13 protein-coding genes are annotated in these 16,626 nt (G+C 67.4%); 5 read left to right on the top strand and 8 right to left on the bottom strand.

Annotated elements, in window-relative coordinates; genetic code table 11:
- The first annotated feature begins 11 nt into the window (after window positions 1-11).
- Both CXQ90_RS03760 and CXQ90_RS03755 read left to right on the top strand, forming a co-directional pair.
- Window positions 12-1,430: a DUF58 domain-containing protein gene (locus tag CXQ90_RS03760; protein WP_104137078.1), complete on the top strand. Its 1,419-nt coding sequence runs from the start codon at window positions 12-14 to the stop codon at window positions 1,428-1,430.
- Window positions 1,427-3,997 (top strand): DUF3488 and transglutaminase-like domain-containing protein, encoded by a 2,571-nt coding sequence (locus CXQ90_RS03755; RefSeq protein ID WP_258064354.1) that lies wholly within the window; start codon window positions 1,427-1,429, stop codon window positions 3,995-3,997. The genes CXQ90_RS03760 and CXQ90_RS03755 overlap by 4 nt, the downstream gene beginning before the upstream one ends.
- Here the strand turns inward: CXQ90_RS03755 and CXQ90_RS03750 are convergent.
- Window positions 3,994-5,493 carry an NAD-dependent succinate-semialdehyde dehydrogenase gene (locus CXQ90_RS03750; RefSeq protein WP_104137076.1) on the bottom strand — a complete coding sequence of 500 codons (1,500 nt, stop codon included), beginning with the start codon at window positions 5,491-5,493 and terminating at the stop codon, window positions 3,994-3,996. The genes CXQ90_RS03755 and CXQ90_RS03750 overlap by 4 nt on opposite strands.
- A 211-nt stretch (window positions 5,494-5,704) precedes the next feature.
- Window positions 5,705-6,526 (bottom strand): 16S rRNA (cytidine(1402)-2'-O)-methyltransferase, encoded by an 822-nt coding sequence (gene rsmI, locus CXQ90_RS03745; protein ID WP_104137436.1) that lies wholly within the window; start codon window positions 6,524-6,526, stop codon window positions 5,705-5,707.
- A 279-nt stretch (window positions 6,527-6,805) separates the two neighbouring features.
- Between rsmI and CXQ90_RS03740 the strand changes: the two genes are divergently transcribed.
- Window positions 6,806-8,518, top strand: coding sequence for a dolichyl-phosphate-mannose--protein mannosyltransferase (locus CXQ90_RS03740; RefSeq protein WP_104137075.1), 1,713 nt, complete (start codon window positions 6,806-6,808; stop codon window positions 8,516-8,518).
- Window positions 8,519-9,055: 537 nt separating this feature from the next.
- On the opposite strand, the gene CXQ90_RS03735 is transcribed toward CXQ90_RS03740, so the two are convergent.
- Together CXQ90_RS03735 and CXQ90_RS03730 are read right to left on the bottom strand one after the other, a co-directional pair.
- Window positions 9,056-10,276, bottom strand: coding sequence for a TIGR01906 family membrane protein (locus CXQ90_RS03735; protein ID WP_104137073.1), 1,221 nt, complete (start codon window positions 10,274-10,276; stop codon window positions 9,056-9,058).
- Between the two features lie 125 nt (window positions 10,277-10,401).
- Window positions 10,402-11,394, bottom strand: a complete 993-nt coding sequence (locus tag CXQ90_RS03730; RefSeq protein WP_181038412.1) for a stage II sporulation protein M — start codon at window positions 11,392-11,394, stop codon at window positions 10,402-10,404.
- A gap of 70 nt (window positions 11,395-11,464) precedes the next feature.
- Here CXQ90_RS03730 and CXQ90_RS03725 point away from each other — a divergent pair, with 70 nt between their 5' ends.
- Entirely contained in the window at window positions 11,465-12,286 is an 822-nt protein-coding gene (locus tag CXQ90_RS03725; protein ID WP_104137072.1) for an RDD family protein, read from the top strand.
- On the opposite strand, the gene CXQ90_RS03720 is transcribed toward CXQ90_RS03725, so the two are convergent.
- From CXQ90_RS03720 to CXQ90_RS03705, 4 genes are all read right to left on the bottom strand, one after another.
- On the bottom strand, window positions 12,283-13,515 hold the full coding sequence (locus CXQ90_RS03720; protein ID WP_104137070.1) for an Ig-like domain-containing protein: 1,233 nt from the start codon (window positions 13,513-13,515) through the stop codon (window positions 12,283-12,285). The genes CXQ90_RS03725 and CXQ90_RS03720 overlap by 4 nt on opposite strands.
- Window positions 13,516-13,724: 209 nt before the next feature.
- Window positions 13,725-15,212 carry an adenosylhomocysteinase gene (gene ahcY / locus CXQ90_RS03715; protein ID WP_104137069.1) on the bottom strand — a complete coding sequence of 496 codons (1,488 nt, stop codon included), beginning with the start codon at window positions 15,210-15,212 and terminating at the stop codon, window positions 13,725-13,727.
- 52 nt (window positions 15,213-15,264) lie between these two features.
- On the bottom strand, window positions 15,265-15,501 hold the full coding sequence (locus tag CXQ90_RS03710) for a hypothetical protein (RefSeq protein ID WP_104137067.1): 237 nt from the start codon (window positions 15,499-15,501) through the stop codon (window positions 15,265-15,267).
- A gap of 75 nt (window positions 15,502-15,576) precedes the next feature.
- The gene (locus CXQ90_RS03705) at window positions 15,577-15,966 is read right to left on the bottom strand and encodes a DUF3499 domain-containing protein (protein WP_104137066.1); all 390 of its coding nucleotides are present in this window, start codon (window positions 15,964-15,966) and stop codon (window positions 15,577-15,579) included.
- A 121-nt stretch (window positions 15,967-16,087) separates the two neighbouring features.
- On the opposite strand from CXQ90_RS03705, the gene CXQ90_RS03700 reads away from it, so the two are divergent.
- On the top strand, window positions 16,088-16,600 hold the full coding sequence (locus CXQ90_RS03700) for a metallopeptidase family protein (RefSeq protein ID WP_104137065.1): 513 nt from the start codon (window positions 16,088-16,090) through the stop codon (window positions 16,598-16,600).
- Window positions 16,601-16,626 lie beyond the last annotated feature (26 nt).

The following is a 16,626-nucleotide window of genomic DNA, read 5'->3' as shown; positions in this document are numbered from 1 at the left end:
GGATCGTTGCCGTGGCCCTGCTGGACAGCCTTCCCCGCCACCTCTTCAGCACACGCGGCTGGGGCCTACTGGCCGCCGGTGTCTTTTCGCTGCTATGCGCCCAGGTCATGGGCCGCCGGGACCTCCTGGCGCTCGGCGTGCTGCTGATTGTCCTCCCGCTCATTTCGCTGGCGAGCATCAGGTTGGTCAAGCCAAAGTTCCGGGTATACCGCGAATTCAGCCCCTCCACGGTTGAAACCGCCTCCATCACCACCGTCCGGCTGGCTGTCGCGCGGACCGGGACCGGCGTCGGCAGGGTCATCATGGAGGAGCGCCTGCCGCCGAGGTTCGGTGAGTCCCCGGCGTTCCGCTTTCCCGCACGGTCCGCCTCCGGCGGCACCAGCCGCTACGAGTACCATCTGCGTTCCGGAAAACGCGGACAGTTCACCATAGGGCCCGTTACCGCTGAGTTCACTGATCCGTTCGGGCTTTCGCTGCACAGGCACGCAATCGACGACGGCGACACGCTCACCGTGACGCCGGCCGCCGTCGAACTGCCCGCTACGGGACTGGCCGGCGCGCGCGGAAATGACGGAATCACAGCGACCCGTACCCGGGCGAATCCCAGCGACGACGACGTCATGACGCGCGAGTACAGGCATGGCGACCCGATGCGCCGGGTGCACTGGCCGGCCACGGCCCGGCACGGCGCGCTGATGGTCAGGCAGGAGGAATCGGTCACCACGCCGGAGGCCACGATCATCCTGGACCAGCGGTTCGTCTCCTTCGCCACGGGCTTCGGCTCGGTCTTCGGCAGCGACGACGGCGAAGACCTTGTCACCAGCGACACCTTCGAGTGGGCCGTCACGGCAGCCATGTCCGTCAGCGCCCACCTCGCCGAACGGAACTACTCCCTCAGGTTCCTTGACGCGGCGGGCGATCCCGCCTTTCACCGCTCGCAGTCCGCGCCGGAACCTGACTCCGAGGAGTACAGCGGTACAGGCGGCCTGCAGTCCGTTGCCGAGAGCCTGGCCGCCATCCAGCTTTCCGGTCCCCACCACATGCGCCGGGAGCACGACACCGCCCGCCGCGAGCATGCCGGCGGCTTTGACTCCGGCCAGTCCGTGTTCGACGACCGGCTCATGGACAAACTCGCGGCCCACCGGATGCGCGGTCCGGTGGTTGCCGTCCTCGGAAAGATTTCCATGGCGGAGGCCCGGGCCCTGGCACCGGCGGCCGGTTACGCAGCGAACGCGTTCGCCATGGTGATCGCCGACAGGCCCGCAGAGTGCCATGACGCCCTTGAGGCCCTGCGTTTGGGCGGCTGGCGTGCGGTGGCGGTGGAAGCCGCCACCTCGCTGCCCGCCGCCTGGACGTACTTCGATGAAGGCGATGCAACGCTCTGGACGGCGGCAGCCGATGTTCGCCGCGGTGCGGGGGTGGCCCGGTGACGCTTACGCCCCAACGCCAGGTCAGCGCCGAACAACGGCAGCCCCAAACGGAGCCTTACCGCGGCCCCAAACGCTTCGGCGCCGGCGCCTATCCGTGGGTCATGGCGGGCGCCGTAGCGGTCTCGGTCTGCGGCGCGGCGCTGTCCCTGAACGGCGTCCTGCGGGGATGGGCCTGGTACCTGCCGGTCCTCACCACCGTCGTGGTGGTGTCCCTGGCCATGGCCCTGCTGCGCACCGTCAGGGCTCAGCCGGTGCTGGTGCCCCTGGGTGGCCTGGCATCGCTGGTGCTCATCCTGACCTTCACCTTCTTCCGGCGGGACAGCTTCGCCTGGTTCATTCCTTCCGACAAGACGCCCGCCGCGCTGGGCCGGCTTCTCCGGCGTGCCAGCGAAACGGTGCTGGCTGAAAGCTCACCGGTGGCACCGAACGCCGGCATCGTCCTGGTCACGTGCGCCGCGCTTGGCCTCGTCGTCATCCTTGTGGACGCCCTGGCACTGCCGCTGGGCATGCCTGCCACGAGCGGCCTGGGCCTCCTGGCCGTGCTCGTGGTGCCGGCCATGATCAAGCCGCAGAGCGTGGGGCTGGCGGGATTCCTGGGGGCAGCGGCCGGATATCTCGTCATTCTCGCGTGCAGCCAGTGGTTCGCCCCCGATGCGCGCACACAGGCGGATACGGCCCGGAATCCCGGACAGGTCAAACGCGCGGCCCTCACGGGATCGGTGGCCTTGGTGGGGACCCTGCTGCTGCAGCTTGTCATTCCGGGCTTCGACCAGGGCACTTTCCCCCAAGGTTCCCGGCTGAATCCCTGGGGCTCTTCCAATGGGCTGAATCCCATGATCAGCCTGGGCAATAGCCTGCGCAGCCCGTCAGGCGATGGCCGCATCACCTATGCCACGAATGCCACCGCGCCCCTGTACCTGCGTTCCGTCACGGTGGACCGGTTCGACGGCGAATCCTGGTCCCCGGACGACCGCGACTCCACGCGCCGGGCCGGGCCTGGCCGGATGGACGTGGGGCACCAGATCCTCGCTCCGGAGCAGGTGCGGCAGATAACGGCCGTCAACACGGGAGATTTCACCAGCCCCTATCTCCCCGCGCCCTACGCGCCCGAAGCAGTCAACGGCCTCACGGGCCGGTGGAGCTGGGACCCCGCCACCCTGTCCATCAAAGGGACAGACACCAACTCCCGGAACCAGCAATACCTTGTCGTGTCATCCTCGCCGAAGCTGACGACGGAGCTACTGAACGAGTCCTCCGCACCGGTGCAGGGCGTTCCGGAAGAGTTCATCAGGCCACCGGCAAACCTCCCGGAAATCGTCCGCACCACGGCCGATTCCGTGACCCAGAACAGCGGGACGGCCTACGCCAAGGCAATGGCCATCCAGCGGTACCTGCGCGCCGGCGACTTCACGTATTCCCTGCAATCACCGGTTCAGGGCGGCTATGACGGCAACGGCCTGTCCGTGCTGGCCGACTTCCTGACGCAGAAGAGCGGCTACTGCATCCACTTTGCCTCTGCCATGGCGGTCATGGCCCGGGTCGAAGGCATTCCCAGCAGGATCGCCGTGGGCTACGCGCCGGGCCGGCTGACCGGGGCAACAGTGTCCGTCGCGGGCCAGGGCGCACTCCCCGAGTTCGAGGTCGATGCCAGGGATGCCCACGCGTGGCCGGAGCTGTACTTCCAGGGGCTGGGCTGGGTACCGTTCGAGCCCACGCCCTCACGCGGCTGGGTGCCGCCCTACGCCCAGGATCCGTCCTCGGGCGGCACCAGCACGAACGACGGGAACAATGACGGCCTCGTGCCGAGCGGCGGCCCAACGCCGCCTCCTGCGACGGAAACCCCGGCTCTCCCCCTGCCGGGAACGGGGGAAGCCGACGCCGGCAGCCAGCCAACGCCCCTGCTCTTCGGTGCTGCCGCGGCTCTCGTGCTGGTTTTGGTTGCAGCTTCCCCGCGGCTTGTCCGGGGCAGCATCCGTGCCCGCCGGCTCCGGAGGCCGGCCTCGGGGAGGAACGGTCAGGACGCGGTGCCGCTTGCGTGGTCAGAGTTGCTGGACCTCGCCGCGGATTACGGCGTGCCGCCCGTGGCCAGTGAAACGCCCCGGAACTTCTCGGCACGGCTCCGCAGTGCGCCGGCCCTGAATACGGACGACGGCGGCGTGCCGCAAGGTGCCGCTTCCGCGGGGACCGCATCCACCGGAGGCGCGGACACCGGGATTATCGACGCCGGGCGCCGGGCGGTGACCGCCCTGACCAGTGATTTCGAGCGGCACCAGTACGGCCGGCCAGACGCCGGGGAGTCTGAATGGAACGGCGCGCGGGACCAAAATACCGGGAACCAAACACCTGCCCAGCAGATCGCCCTGGTGCGGAAGGCGCTGCACCGAAATGCGGGGCTCATGGCGCGGCTCCGCGCGGACTGGCTGCCGCCGTCGGTTATGTCCCGCTGGGGCTGGATCGCCGGAACGCCTTTCCGCGCGGTGCGTGGCGTGGCTGCGCGCGTCCGCCGTGCCGTCGCGGGGCTCTGGAACAAAGCCCGCGACGGCGTGCGGCGCTTGCGCGAAGGTTAACCTGCGTAGGGGTCGGCGATGCCGATGTACTGGGTGTAGAGGTATTCCTCGATGCCTTCGAGGCCGCCTTCACGTCCCAGGCCGGACTGCTTGACCCCGCCGAACGGTGCCGCGGCGTTGGAGACGACGCCGGCGTTCAGGCCGAGCATGCCGGTCTCGAGCCGCTCGCCCATCCGGATGCCGCGGTTCAGGTCCCTCGTGAAGACGTAGGCGACCAGGCCGTATTCGGTGTTGTTGGCCAGGCGGACGGCCTCGTCTTCGGAGGAGAAGGTGATGATCGGTGCGACCGGGCCGAAGATTTCCTCCGACAGAATCCGGGTACCCTCGGTGACGCCCTTGAGGATGGTGGGCTGGTAGAAGTAGCCCGGTCCGTCCACAGGGGCGCCGCCCACCACGGCGGTGGCGCCGGAGGCGAGGGCGTCGCTGACCAGTTCGTGGACCTTGTCCCGGCTCTTGGCATCGATCAGCGGGCCCACCTTGGACTCCGGTTCGGTGCCGCGGGCGGTGGTCATGTCCGCCATCTTGGCGGCGAACTTCTCGGCAAACTCGTCGGCGACGGACTCGTGCACGATGAACCGGTTGGCCGCCGTGCAGGCCTCACCCATGTTTCGCAGCTTCGCGATCATGGCCCCGGCGACGGCGGCGTCGACGTCGGCATCCTCGAACACCACGAACGGGGCGTTGCCGCCGAGCTCCATCGAGGTCCGCAGGACATTCTCGGAGGCGTCCGAGAGCAGCCGGCGGCCGACCTCGGTGGAGCCGGTAAAGGACAGTTTGCGCAGCCGGGCGTCCTTGACCAGCGGGCCTGTGGTGGCGCCGGCCGTGGACGTGGGGATGAGGTTCAGGACGCCGGCGGGCAGGCCGGCTTCCTGCATCACGGCCGCGAACAGCTGGGAGGTCAGCGGGGTGAGGTTGGCTGACTTGAGCACCATGGTGCAGCCGGCCGCGACAGCAGGGGCCACCTTGCGCGTGGCCATGGCCAGCGGGAAGTTCCACGGGGTGATCAGCAGCGACGGGCCAACGGGCTTCTTCTGGACGAGCAGGCGGGTCTTGCCCTCCGGGGAAACGGAGTAACGGCCGAATGCGCGGACGGCTTCCTCGGAGAACCAGCGCAGGAATTCGGCGCCGTAGGTGACCTCGCCGCGGGCCTCGGCCAGCGGCTTGCCCATTTCGAGGGTCATGAGCAGCGCGAAGTCTTCCGCGCGCTCGGTGACCAGTTCAAATGCCCGGCGCAGGATTTCGCCGCGCTCCCGCGGAGACACCTTGGCCCAGGAATCCTGGGCAGCCGCGGCGGCATCAAGGGCAGCCATGCCGTCCTCGGCGCCGGCGTCGGCGATGCTGAGGAGCACTTTGCCGGTGGAGGGGTCTTCGACGTCGAAGGTCTTGCCTGACGCCGCCGGACGCCACTCACCGTTGATGAGCAGGCCGGTGGGAACAGATGCGAGCAGTTCGCTTTCGCGTTCCGCGGTAACAGTGGACTGTGTAGTAGCAGACACGGTGACTCCCTCGTCAGCAATTCGGGTTTGGCGGGTTATTCTGCAGCTCCTGCATCCGGCTTCGGGCCGCCCGCATGCTTGGCTGGTTTAATGCCACGCTACTGCCCGGGTTCCGCCAGTGTCTACGCATGCACGCACTACAGAAATCAGCAGCCGCTGTGCAACTGCACAGCCCATGACGTCGGGATCCCGGCGAAGCCTTTGCCGGAATTTACCGGGCAGCGAGCACGGCCGCGTAGAGCTCGCGCTTGCTTACGCGCACCTCTTCGGCGACGGCCGCCACCGCATCCTTGAGCCGGATGCCCTGTGAGACAAGTTCGTTGACGGCGGCCACGCTGTCCTCGGGCGTCCCCGGAGCCCGTTCCGGCGCGCCTCCCACCACGACGGCGATCTCGCCGCGGACCTCGTTGCTTTCCGCCCACCGCAGCAGTTCTCGCAGGGTCCCGCGGATGACCTCCTCATAGGTCTTGGTCAGCTCACGGCACACGGCCGCGTTGCGGTCAGGCCCGAAGCGCTCGTGCAGGGCCCGGAGCATGACCTCGAGCCGGTGCGGCGCCTCGAAGAAGACCATGGTGCGGCGTTCGGCGTCGAGGTCCGCCAGGCGCGAGGCGCGTTCACCGGCCTTCCGGGGAAGGAATCCTTCGAAGCAGAAGCGGTCGGTGGGAAGTCCGGACAGAGCCAGTGCCGTGAGCACCGCGGAGGGGCCGGGAACGGCCGTGACGGTGAGCCCCGCGGCGACCGCTCCTTCAACGAGCCGGAAGCCGGGATCGGACACCGATGGCATTCCCGCGTCGGTGACCATGACCAGCGTTTTCCCCGCGCGGACCTGGTCCAGCAGCTCGGCTGTCTTGGTGGCCTCGTTGTGCTCGTGGTAGCTGATGACGCGACCAGCGACGGTGATGCCCAGGCTCTGCACGAGCCGGTGGAGGCGCCTGGTGTCCTCGGCGGCAACGATGTCCGCAGAGGACAGCAGCTCGATGAGCCGCGCTGACGCGTCGCCCACATTGCCGATGGGCGTGGCCGCAAGGACAATCCGTCCGGGACCGCCGGCGGTGACGGCCTGCCCCGAGCCTGCTGACGGTTCGGAACTGCTGGTCTGGGGGTTGCTCGGGTCTTGGTCCACAGGTCCAGCCTACTGCCGGCCGGAACCCTCACGGCACAGGACTTCACGGGAAACGGACGGCACGGGCGGCAGCGCCAACGAACACTTGAGGCCCAAGGAGAAGGGCCTCAAGTGTTCGTTCGCGCTTCAAAGCGGGGGCGCGTGGCTCGACGTCACATGACTGCGGGGGGCAAAAGGTAGCATGGGCAGGTGACGCAGACCTCCGTGCGGCCTGACGGGGCCGGATCACCCAGCACGCCGGCTTCAGCCTCGGCACCAGCCCCTGCCGGCAAGCCGGAAAAAGGTGCCCGCTGGATCGGCCGTCCCACGGAAGCGTTCACTGCTGAGGCGCTTACCCGCCGGCTACTCGGCGACATCCGCAGCTGGCGGGACTACCCGCCGTCGCTCAGGCTCTGGTTCTGGCTGGTTCCCGCCCTGACCGCCGCGGTGGGGGGCGTACTCCGGTTCGTCCGCCTGGATGTTCCCCGCAGCCTGGTGTTCGATGAAACGTACTACGTCAAGGACGCCTATTCCCTGCTAGTGAGCGGCTATGAGCGGAACTGGCCGGAGAAAGCGAACGACTCGTTCATTGCGGGCAACCCCGGAGTGTTGCTGGACACACCCGAGTACGTCGTGCACCCTCCCGTGGGCAAATGGATGATCGCCGCCGGCATGTGGCTGTTCGGACCGGACAACCCCGTGGGCTGGCGGTTTGGAGCGGCGATGACCGGAGTCCTGTCCATCGCGCTGATCGCGCTGATCGCCCAGAAGCTCTTCAGTTCCCTTATCCTCGGGGCGCTGGCGGGGCTGCTGCTCGCCGTCGACGGGCATCACCTGGTGATGTCACGCACCTCGCTGCTGGATATCTTCCTGATGTTCTGGGTCCTGGCCGCCTTCGGGGCATTGCTGATGGACCGCGACGACGGCCGGCGCCGGCTCGCGCTTCGGCTCGCCCGGCAGGCGGCCGCCATGCCGGCCGGGCGGCCGTCGGCGCTCCAGCTCCTGTCCGGCCCGTGGCTTGGCATCCGGTGGTGGCGGATCGTGGCGGGCGTGTGTCTGGGCTTAGCGGTGGGAACCAAGTGGTCGGCCCTCTTCTTCGTGGCGGGCTTCGGTCTGCTGACAGTCTTCTGGGACCTGAGTGCCCGCCGGATCGCCGGAATCCGCGGTTGGATCAGCGCCGGCATCATCAAGGACGGCCTCCTGGCATTCGCGAGCATCGTGCCCGTCGCCGCCCTGACCTATGCCGCCGCTTGGACAGGCTGGTTCCGCTCCACGGATGCCTACTACCGGCAGTGGGCCGCTTCGATTCCGAGCGCGGAATGGGGCTGGCTGCCGGATTCGGTCCGGTCCCTGGCGCACTACCACCTCGAGGCCTTCAAGTTCCATCAGGGGTTGAGCTCGGAGCACCCGTACGAGGCGAGTGCGTGGAGCTGGCTGGTCATGGGCAGGCCCACGTCCTTCTTCTACGAGTCCCCGAAGCAGGGCACCCCCGGCTGCGACTTTTCCAGCTGCACGTCGGCCATCCTGTCCGTGGGCAATCCGCTGATCTGGTGGGGCGCGGCAGTCTCCCTGGTGGTCCTGCTGTTCTGGTGGGCGGGCCGCCGCGACTGGCGTGCCGGTGCCGTACTGGCCGCCGTCGGAGCAGGCTACCTGCCTTGGTTCCTCTATCCGGAACGCACCATGTTCTACTTCTACACCGTGTCCTTTGAGCCGTACCTGATTCTCGCCCTCGTGTACTGCCTCGGCCTGGTCCTGGGACGGCGGACGGATCCGCCGTGGCGCAGGCGGTCAGGGCTGTACGGCGTTGCACTCTTCGTTGTGGGGGCGGTGCTGATCTCGGCCTTCTTCTATCCGGTCTGGACAGCCGAGATGATCCCGTACCAGGAGTGGCGGGTCAGGATGTGGATGCCCTCCTGGATCTGAGGCAGGATCCGGCGCACGGCACCTGTGCGCCACAGGGCGGTTCTCGGATGCCGTTCCTGAAGAGGCGGCCTAGGCCTGTTGGTCCCCGCTTTTTCCAGCCGGGCCTGGGAATGAGTCCGGACGGAAATTCGTAAGTGGAGGTCTTCACTGTAGATCCATCGGGCAAGGACACGACGACGTGAACGCGGCCGGGGCCATGAACCGCTTTGGAATTCCCTGTACAAACTGCCCGCACCACATCGGACTGCACGTCCTCATCGGCCCAGTCCACCTCCCATCTGGCGCGCCCATCGCCGTAAGACAGCAACAACTCATTCGCGCCCAGGCAGGCCAGGCTCATTTGTGTTCCCGCGTCATCCCTTGGATGAAAATCGGCCAGCGCACATGACGATGGTCGCAACATCACGCAAGGAGGATCTAAGATCCTTCAGCAGCGCGTCCCATCTTTCACCGACCATATGCGGACACTACTGACAACCGCGCGCCGGCACCAGCAGATTCCCGCTCAGCGGCTTACGGCCGCTCGCCCGCGGCGGCTCACATCCGGGAAGGCTGGTCCGCGCCGACTTCGGTGGGTGCTTCGGTGCCGGCTTCTCCGGTGTCTCCCTTGCGGTCCTTCTTGACGGCTTTGGGCAGTCCCCGGCGCCGGCGGGTGGGCCAGGTCAGAACCAGGGTCACAATTGCCGTGAGGAGCACGAGGGCCGCGATGACGATGCCGGCATCGATCCAGAACTGCCCCGGGAAGAGACGGATCAGGGTGTCTTCCAGCGCGAACGTCCAGGAGCCGCTGGCGAAGAAGATGCGGTGGAATTCCGTGAAGAACTGCTGCCAGCCCAGCGCCGCCAGCGTGCCGAGGCCGAGGATGATGACCAGGGTGACAATGGAACCGGCGAACAGCCCCCGGCGGACTCCGCCCGGGGTGCGGCGGCGCAGGTAGATGACAGCCGCGATGCTGATGAGAGCCAGAAGTGCTCCGGCGCCGAAGGCCGAGAGGATCACGAGCTTGACGTCGGCCATGTGGCTGACTTCGCCGTCCTTGAACAGCTTGTCGCCGCTGCGGTTGACCAGTTCGCCCAAGTAACGCGAGCCTGACCAGTTGCTCAGGTAGTCCACGGCGTAGGACCCGTAGGTCATGCGGTCGTCGGCGTTGAAGCCGTAGCCGTCGCCGGGGAAGCCCGGCCGGTGGTATTCGACCCAGAGGAACAGGGGGCTGGTCACGGCGCGCACGGCCAGGACAAGGAGGATTACCGGGTAGAAAACGGCCAGCAGGACCTGCAGGATCCGCGGCAGCACCGGCTTGGCGTTCGCTGCCTGTTCGCGTTCAGCGTTGCGTCGCTCCACGTCCTCACGCGGCGGACGCACCTGCAGGGCAGAGGTGGGAAGCGGTTCGCTGAAGTGGGTGCCGCGGGCTGGGCCGGAGGATGCTGTGGCATCTGCCGATCCGGCATCCGAGTCCTCTGCCGTGTCCGCAGCGGCCGCCTCCGCCGCCTTGCGGTCGGCCCGGCTGCCGGGCTGGGCTGGAGCGGCTGCTGCACCAGTCGCAGCACCGTTCCTGGATCCGCCGGTCCTGGCAGTGGCATCCTCCCCGCCAACAGAAGCGCCGTCCGTGCCTGCGGTGGTCTCCCGGGTTGCGGGGGCCGGCTTCATCCAGTCAAATGCAGGCTCGTCTGAATCGTGGGCAGGATCAAGGGCCGGTTCGCTGGCCGGATCCAGCTGCGGATCGAGCCGTCTGGACGGGGTCGGAGTATTGTCGTTCACTGCAGCTTCACTTCCGTAGGCGTCCGCGCTCCGGGTCTGGGGCCCAGGCAGCGCTGTGTATCTCCTGAAGAGCCTACCGTCAGGCCCTCCGGCACCGCGAGATGCCACCCCGCGTCCGCCGGGAATCACGCGGCTATTTCTCCGTAGCCTGCGTCCTGGGCGTCAAGGTCGCCCCGGGCCCCGGCACGGTACGCCCTGCCGCCGCAGACGAGCACGTACATCCAGAAGGCGGCCAGCACGGTCCCGCCGATGCTGATTTTCGCCCACACGGGCAGCGCGCTGGGCGTAACAAAGCCCTCCACCAGGCCTGACACGAACAGCACCAGGACCAGTCCCAAGGCAACGGTAATCATGGACCGCCCCTCGGCCGCCACCGCGCGGGACCTGGTCTGCGCCCCCGGCGATACCATTGCCCAGAAGATCCTGAGCCCTGCGGCGCACGCCACGAAGACCGCCGTCAGCTCCATCAGTCCGTGCGGCAGGATGTAGCTGAAGAAGACGTCAGCCTTTCCCACGGCAGCGAATATTCCGGCTGCCACGCCAACCCCCTGCGCGTTGGCGAGCAGGATCATGGGGACCCAGAATCCGGTGATGCCGAGCGCCACGGCCTGGGCGCTGATCCAGGCGTTGTTGGTCCACACCGCCCCCGCGAACGAGGCTGCCGGGTTCTCCGAGTAGTAGTCGATGAAGTCTTCCTCCACGTACCGCCGGACCTCTGCCTCCGACGCCACGGCGCGCAGGGCCTCGGGGGACGTTCCTACCCACCAGGCATAGGCGCAGCCGATGATGCAGAACACGATCCCGCAGGCCAGGGTCAGCCAGCGGATACGGAACAGTGCGGCTGGCAGCGCAACAACGAAGAACTTCGCAAGGTCCTCCAAGAAGTTCGACCGTGCGCCGGTGAATCGCGTGCGCGCCTGCGCGAGCGTGGCTGACAGCGACGCCGAGAGCCCGCTTTCGGGACCGGTGGAGCGCAGCAGGGACAGATGCGCGGAGGCCGCCTGGTAGAGGCGCAGCAGTTCGTCTGCTTCAGCCCCGTTGAGCCGCCGCTTGTGCGCCAGGAAATGCAGTCTCGACCACGTGTCCGAGTTGACGGCGGAGAAGGCATCCATGTCCACGCCACTACCCTAGCCTGCCGCGAACTAGACTTTAGTCGACCGGTAGGCCGCACGAGGTACGGGGCAGGAATTGAGTCCACTCATCACAGGCGAGGCAGTTGTCCTTGAACTGCGCCCGGCGTCGTTTGCGGCCCGCGCTCTGGGACTGCTGCTCGACGTGGTGGTAAACGCCGCGCTACTGGTGCTCATTCTGATGGCAGTGGCCGCCGCGGGCGACGAACTGGACGAAGCTGCAGTGCAGGCGCTCATCCTCGTCAGCGTGGTGTTCTGTCTCGTCATAATTCCCGTGGCCGTGGAAACGCTGACCCGGGGCCTCTCGCTCGGGAAGCTGGCCGCGGGGCTGCGGATCGTGCGGGACGACGGCGGCGCCATCCGTTTTCGCCACGCCGTCATCCGGGCGTTGATTGGCTTCCTGGAGATCTACCTCACCTTCGGCGGCATCGCCATCGCCGTCGCCCTTTTCGATGACAAGTCCCGGCGCCTTGGTGACATTGTGGCCGGAACGTATTCCCTGCGCCGGCGGGTCCCGGTGGAACCGCCGGTGGTGGCAGTCACGCCGCGGTATCTTCACGCCTGGGCGGCTGCGGCGGACATCGGCCGGATGCCGGATTCCCTTGGCCGCCGCGCGGCGCAGTTCATCCGGCAGGCACCGCGGATGTCCCCGCTGTCACGCAGCGGCATGGCCGCGTCCCTGGCGTCGGAAATGGCGGGCTTCGTCGCCCCTGCCCCGCCGCCCGGGACCACTCCCGACGATTACCTTGCGGCGGTCCTGGCCGAGCGCCGCAGCCGCGAACTCCGGCGCCTCGAGGAAGCCCGGAAACAGAGCCTCAGGATCGGCGAACGCCTCCACGGCCTTCCGTTCAGCGCAGGCAGGGAAACCTCCGCGGACTAGCGTTTGGCGTACTGGGCCCAGGGGATGTTCCAGTCGCCGTAGCCTTCAAGCGGTTCGACGGCGGGCGCCCCGGTGTTCAGGGTCTGTACGACGTCGCCGGTCTTCATGTTGTTGAAGAACCAGGCGGCATCCGCGGGCAGCAGGCCCACACAGCCGTGGGAGACGTTGGAAACACCGACGGCGCCCCAGGCCGACTGCAGGGCCTGATGAACGTACACGCCGGACGATGTGAGCCTGTTGGCGTACTCCACGGTGAGCGGCGGGTAGTAGCCCTTATCCCCCGGCTTGAGGCCGATGCTGCCGGCGTTGAACTTGGAGCGCCGTTCCTGCTCCATGATCACGGCGTAGCCCGTGGGCGACAGCCACTCGGGATCACCGAGAGTGACGGGAGCCGTCTTGACGAGCTTGCCGTCGAAATAAACCTTCATGGTCTTCGTGATGTCGTCCACGACGGCCAAGCGCTGCGTGCCGACCTTGAACTGCACCTTGGCGTTGAAGTTGCCGATCATCTTGTTGCCGAAGTCGACGCCGAAAAGTTTCATGTCCACAGTGACCTGGCTGTTGGAGGCCCAGAACTTCTCCGGCCGGATGCGCACGCGCTGGTCCGAGTACCAGTGCCAGGCCACGGGCTGCTTGGAAGAAACGGTGATCTTGACGGCCTTTTCCACCGCCGCCTTGTTGGCAACAGGCTCGCTGAACACGATCTCGATAGGCTGCCCCGCGCCGACGGTGGAGCCGTTCTCCGGATAGACGGCGGCATCCGCCTCGTTGGCGCTTTCCACGGTGGTGAAGGTCTGTGTCTTCTTGGTTTCCCGGCCTGCCTCATCCACAATCGTGAAACTGTAGGTGTAGGCCGTGTTGAAGAGCAGCGGGTCCAGGGTGGTCCAGGTGCTGCCGTCGGCGCTGACCGTGCCCTTGACCGGCTCGCCGCCCGCCGTCGGCACCAGCACGACGTCCTTGAGGAGGCCGTTGACCGCCTTGACCGACGGTGCCACAGCGGGGTTGACGCCCTTGGCGCCGTCCGTGGGCGTGACACCCAGTTCGACGGTCTTGACCACAGGGGCGGCCAGGCCGGGTTCATTGCGGACGGGCGTGGAGGCCTCGGATTCAGGCGCGGGGTTGGCCCAGCCGGGTGCGGTGGCTACGCCGATTCCGCCTGCGGCGACCGCAGCGCAGATCGCCACGACGGCGAGGATCTTGCCGATCTTCCGCGTGCTTTTATCCGTCATGAGTGATTCTCCATGTCCCCCGCCGGGCCGCCAGTCGGCGTCCGTCCGTGTGCCCAGCAGTAACGCTGACGAGTCAATTTTATCGCACGGCGGGGCAGCACCCGCCCGCGCGGTGCGGAGGGGTGCTGCGGACGGGCCATGAAGAGGGGCGTGCGGCGGACGCCAGATCCGCCGTGTGCCGCCCTCCGGGGCACCCGGCGTGCGGAAGCCTAGTAGCGGTAGTGCTCCGGCTTGTAGGGGCCTGCCACGTCCACGTCCAGGTAGTCAGCCTGGTCCTTGGACAGCTCGGTCAGTTCCACGCCCAGCGCACCGAGGTGCAGTCGAGCCACCTTTTCGTCCAGGATCTTCGGCAGGACATAAACCTGGTTGTCGTACTCCTTGGCGCCCTCGGGCTGGTCCTTCTTCGTGAACAGCTCGATCTGCGCGATCGTCTGGTTCGCGAAGGAGTTGCTCATGACGAACGACGGGTGGCCGGTGGCGTTGCCCAGGTTCAGGAGCCGTCCCTCGGAAAGAACGATGATGGACCGCGCATCCGCACCGTCCGCTACGTCGCCTTCGAAGACCCACTCGTGGACCTGCGGCTTGATTTCGACCTTCCTGATGCCGGGAACCCGGCCCAGGCCGGCCATGTCGATCTCGTTGTCGAAGTGGCCGATGTTGCCCACGATGGCCTTGTTCTTCATCCCGACCATGTGCTCGGCCATGATGACGTCCTTGTTGCCTGTGGTGGTGATGAAGATGTCGCCCTGCGCCAGTACCGACTCAAGCTTTGCCACCTGGTAGCCGTCCATGGCCGCCTGCAGTGCGCAGATGGGATCGATCTCGGTGACGATCACCCGGGCGCCCTGGCCGCGGAGCGCCTCGGCCGCACCCTTTCCGACGTCGCCGTAACCGCAGACGACGGCGACCTTGCCGCCGATCAGGACGTCGGTGGCGCGGTTGAGGCCGTCCGGCAGGGAGTGGCGGATCCCGTACTTGTTGTCGAACTTGCTCTTGGTCACGGAGTCGTTGACGTTAATGGCGGGGAAGAGCAGCTTGCCCTGCTCCGCCAGCTGGTAGAGGCGGTGCACGCCGGTGGTCGTTTCCTCGCTGACGCCGTGGATTCCGGCGGCGAGGCGCGTCCACTTCTTCGGGTCCTCGGCCAGGGTCCGGCGGAGGACGTCAAGAACGATGGCATATTCCTCGGGGTCGTTCGCCCCGGCGGCCGGAACGGCCCCGGCGGCCTCGAACTCGACGCCGCGGTGCACCAGCAGCGTGGCGTCGCCGCCGTCGTCGAGAATCATGTTCGGCCCCAGCTCGGGGTTCGTGTCCGCGCCTGGCCAGGTGAGGATCTGCTCGGCAGTCCACCAGTATTCCTCGAGGGTCTCGCCCTTCCAGGCAAAGACCGGAACACCCTGCGGGTCCTCTACGGTGCCCGCGCCGACCACGACGGCGGCCGCGGCCTCGTCCTGGGTGGAGAAGATGTTGCACGATGCCCAGCGGACCTCGGCCCCGAGCGCAGTCAGGGTCTCGATGAGGACGGCCGTCTGGACGGTCATGTGCAGCGAACCCGCGATGCGTGCGCCCTTCAGCGGCTGGCTCGGCCCGAATTCCCGGCGCAGGGACATCAGCCCAGGCATTTCGTGCTCGGCGAGGCGGATCTGGTGGCGACCGGCCTCGGCGAGGGAGATGTCGGCGACCTTGTAATCGAGAGTCATGGGGATCCTTTGCTGTATCCGGCGTCTTGCGTTCTGCGGTGCGGGCTGGAGTTTAGGCTGTGGGCGCGGCCGCTGCGGGGCCGTCGTGCTGGTCCGAACGGGCAGCGTTGGCTGCGGCGAGCAGCTCAGGGGGAAGGAGCAGCGGAATGCCGTCTTCAATGCCGTACCGCACCGGTTCGCCGCCCTCTGCCGCGGCCGTGGAGACGAGCTCCTCGCCTTCCTGGGTCAGGGTTGAGCCGGTGACCGGGCACCGCAGGACGGACAACAGTTCAGGACTGATCTTTGGCATGGTGGATGCTCCCTGCTGGGCGCGGCGCGCGTGGCTGACGGATTTGCAGCTCCCAGCCTACCGCCAGTTCGGGTGTCAGGACGGTTCGCGCAGGACGCGCAAATGCCCTCGGCGGGCACCCTCTGTGCCGGCGGGCGCCTCAAGCGCCGAGTGCGTGCCGCGCTGCCCCGGGGCGGGCGCCGACGACGACGGCCGGGAGGCCGCCTCACGGACGGCGTCGGCCAGCGCGAGCAGGTCATCCGGGCCCGGCTGCGGCGGCTGCGAGGGCATCGCCAGGCGCAGGACTTCCCAGCCCCGCGGCACAGTCAGGGAGCCGGCATGCTGTTCGCAGAGGTCATAGCAATGCGGCTCGGCGTAAGTGGCCAGTGGCCCGAGGACCGCAGTGGAATCAGCGTAGACGTACGTCAAAGTTGCCACCGCGGACTGGCGGCAGGCTGACCTGGAACATTGACGGATAGCACCCACGACATCACAGACTACTCCGGGTGGGGAACATTTTCCGACATTGACGGCGGCTCACGCCGCGCCCGTGCGCCGCGGCGCCGATTATGTCGCGCAAATCATCCGGCGGGTTTAGAGTCTGTATATGCAGTCATCGCACCATGATTCGGGTTTTACGGTCCGGTTGGCTGACCACGACGCTCCCCTGGACGTCACCGGCTCGGTCCCCGCGCGAAGCTTTGTGCAGCGCAGGCGCAACCGGCACGGACGCGGCCTGCGCGGCGAGCTGATGCTGCCCACGCTGCCTGCTTACCGCACCCGCTCGGACCGGTTCGACGAATTCGTCATGGACTCAGCCGAGCGCCTCCACGACATCTGGGGCAAGCCGCTCGACGGCGTGCGGTTCGCCGTCGAGGAGATTCCGCCGAACCTGGAACAGCTCGTCGCTGACCGCTCGCCCGCTCCCCTGGGCTCCTACACGCCGGCCACCGAGGACGAGGGACCCGTCATTACGCTGTACCGCAGGGTAGTCGAACAGGCGTGCCCGGTCCCGGAAGAGCTGCAGGACCTGGTGCACGACGTCGTGGTGGAACATACCGCTGAAATGCTGGGTGTGGCGCCCGAGACGCTGGACCCTGTTTACCGGCGTCGCTACTGAGGCATCGCCACTGAGCGGTGCCGCAT

Source organism: Arthrobacter sp. ZGTC131, assembly GCF_002929275.1.
Lineage (GTDB): Bacteria > Actinomycetota > Actinomycetes > Actinomycetales > Micrococcaceae > Arthrobacter.
This window is presented reverse-complemented; position numbering and strand designations above follow the sequence as displayed.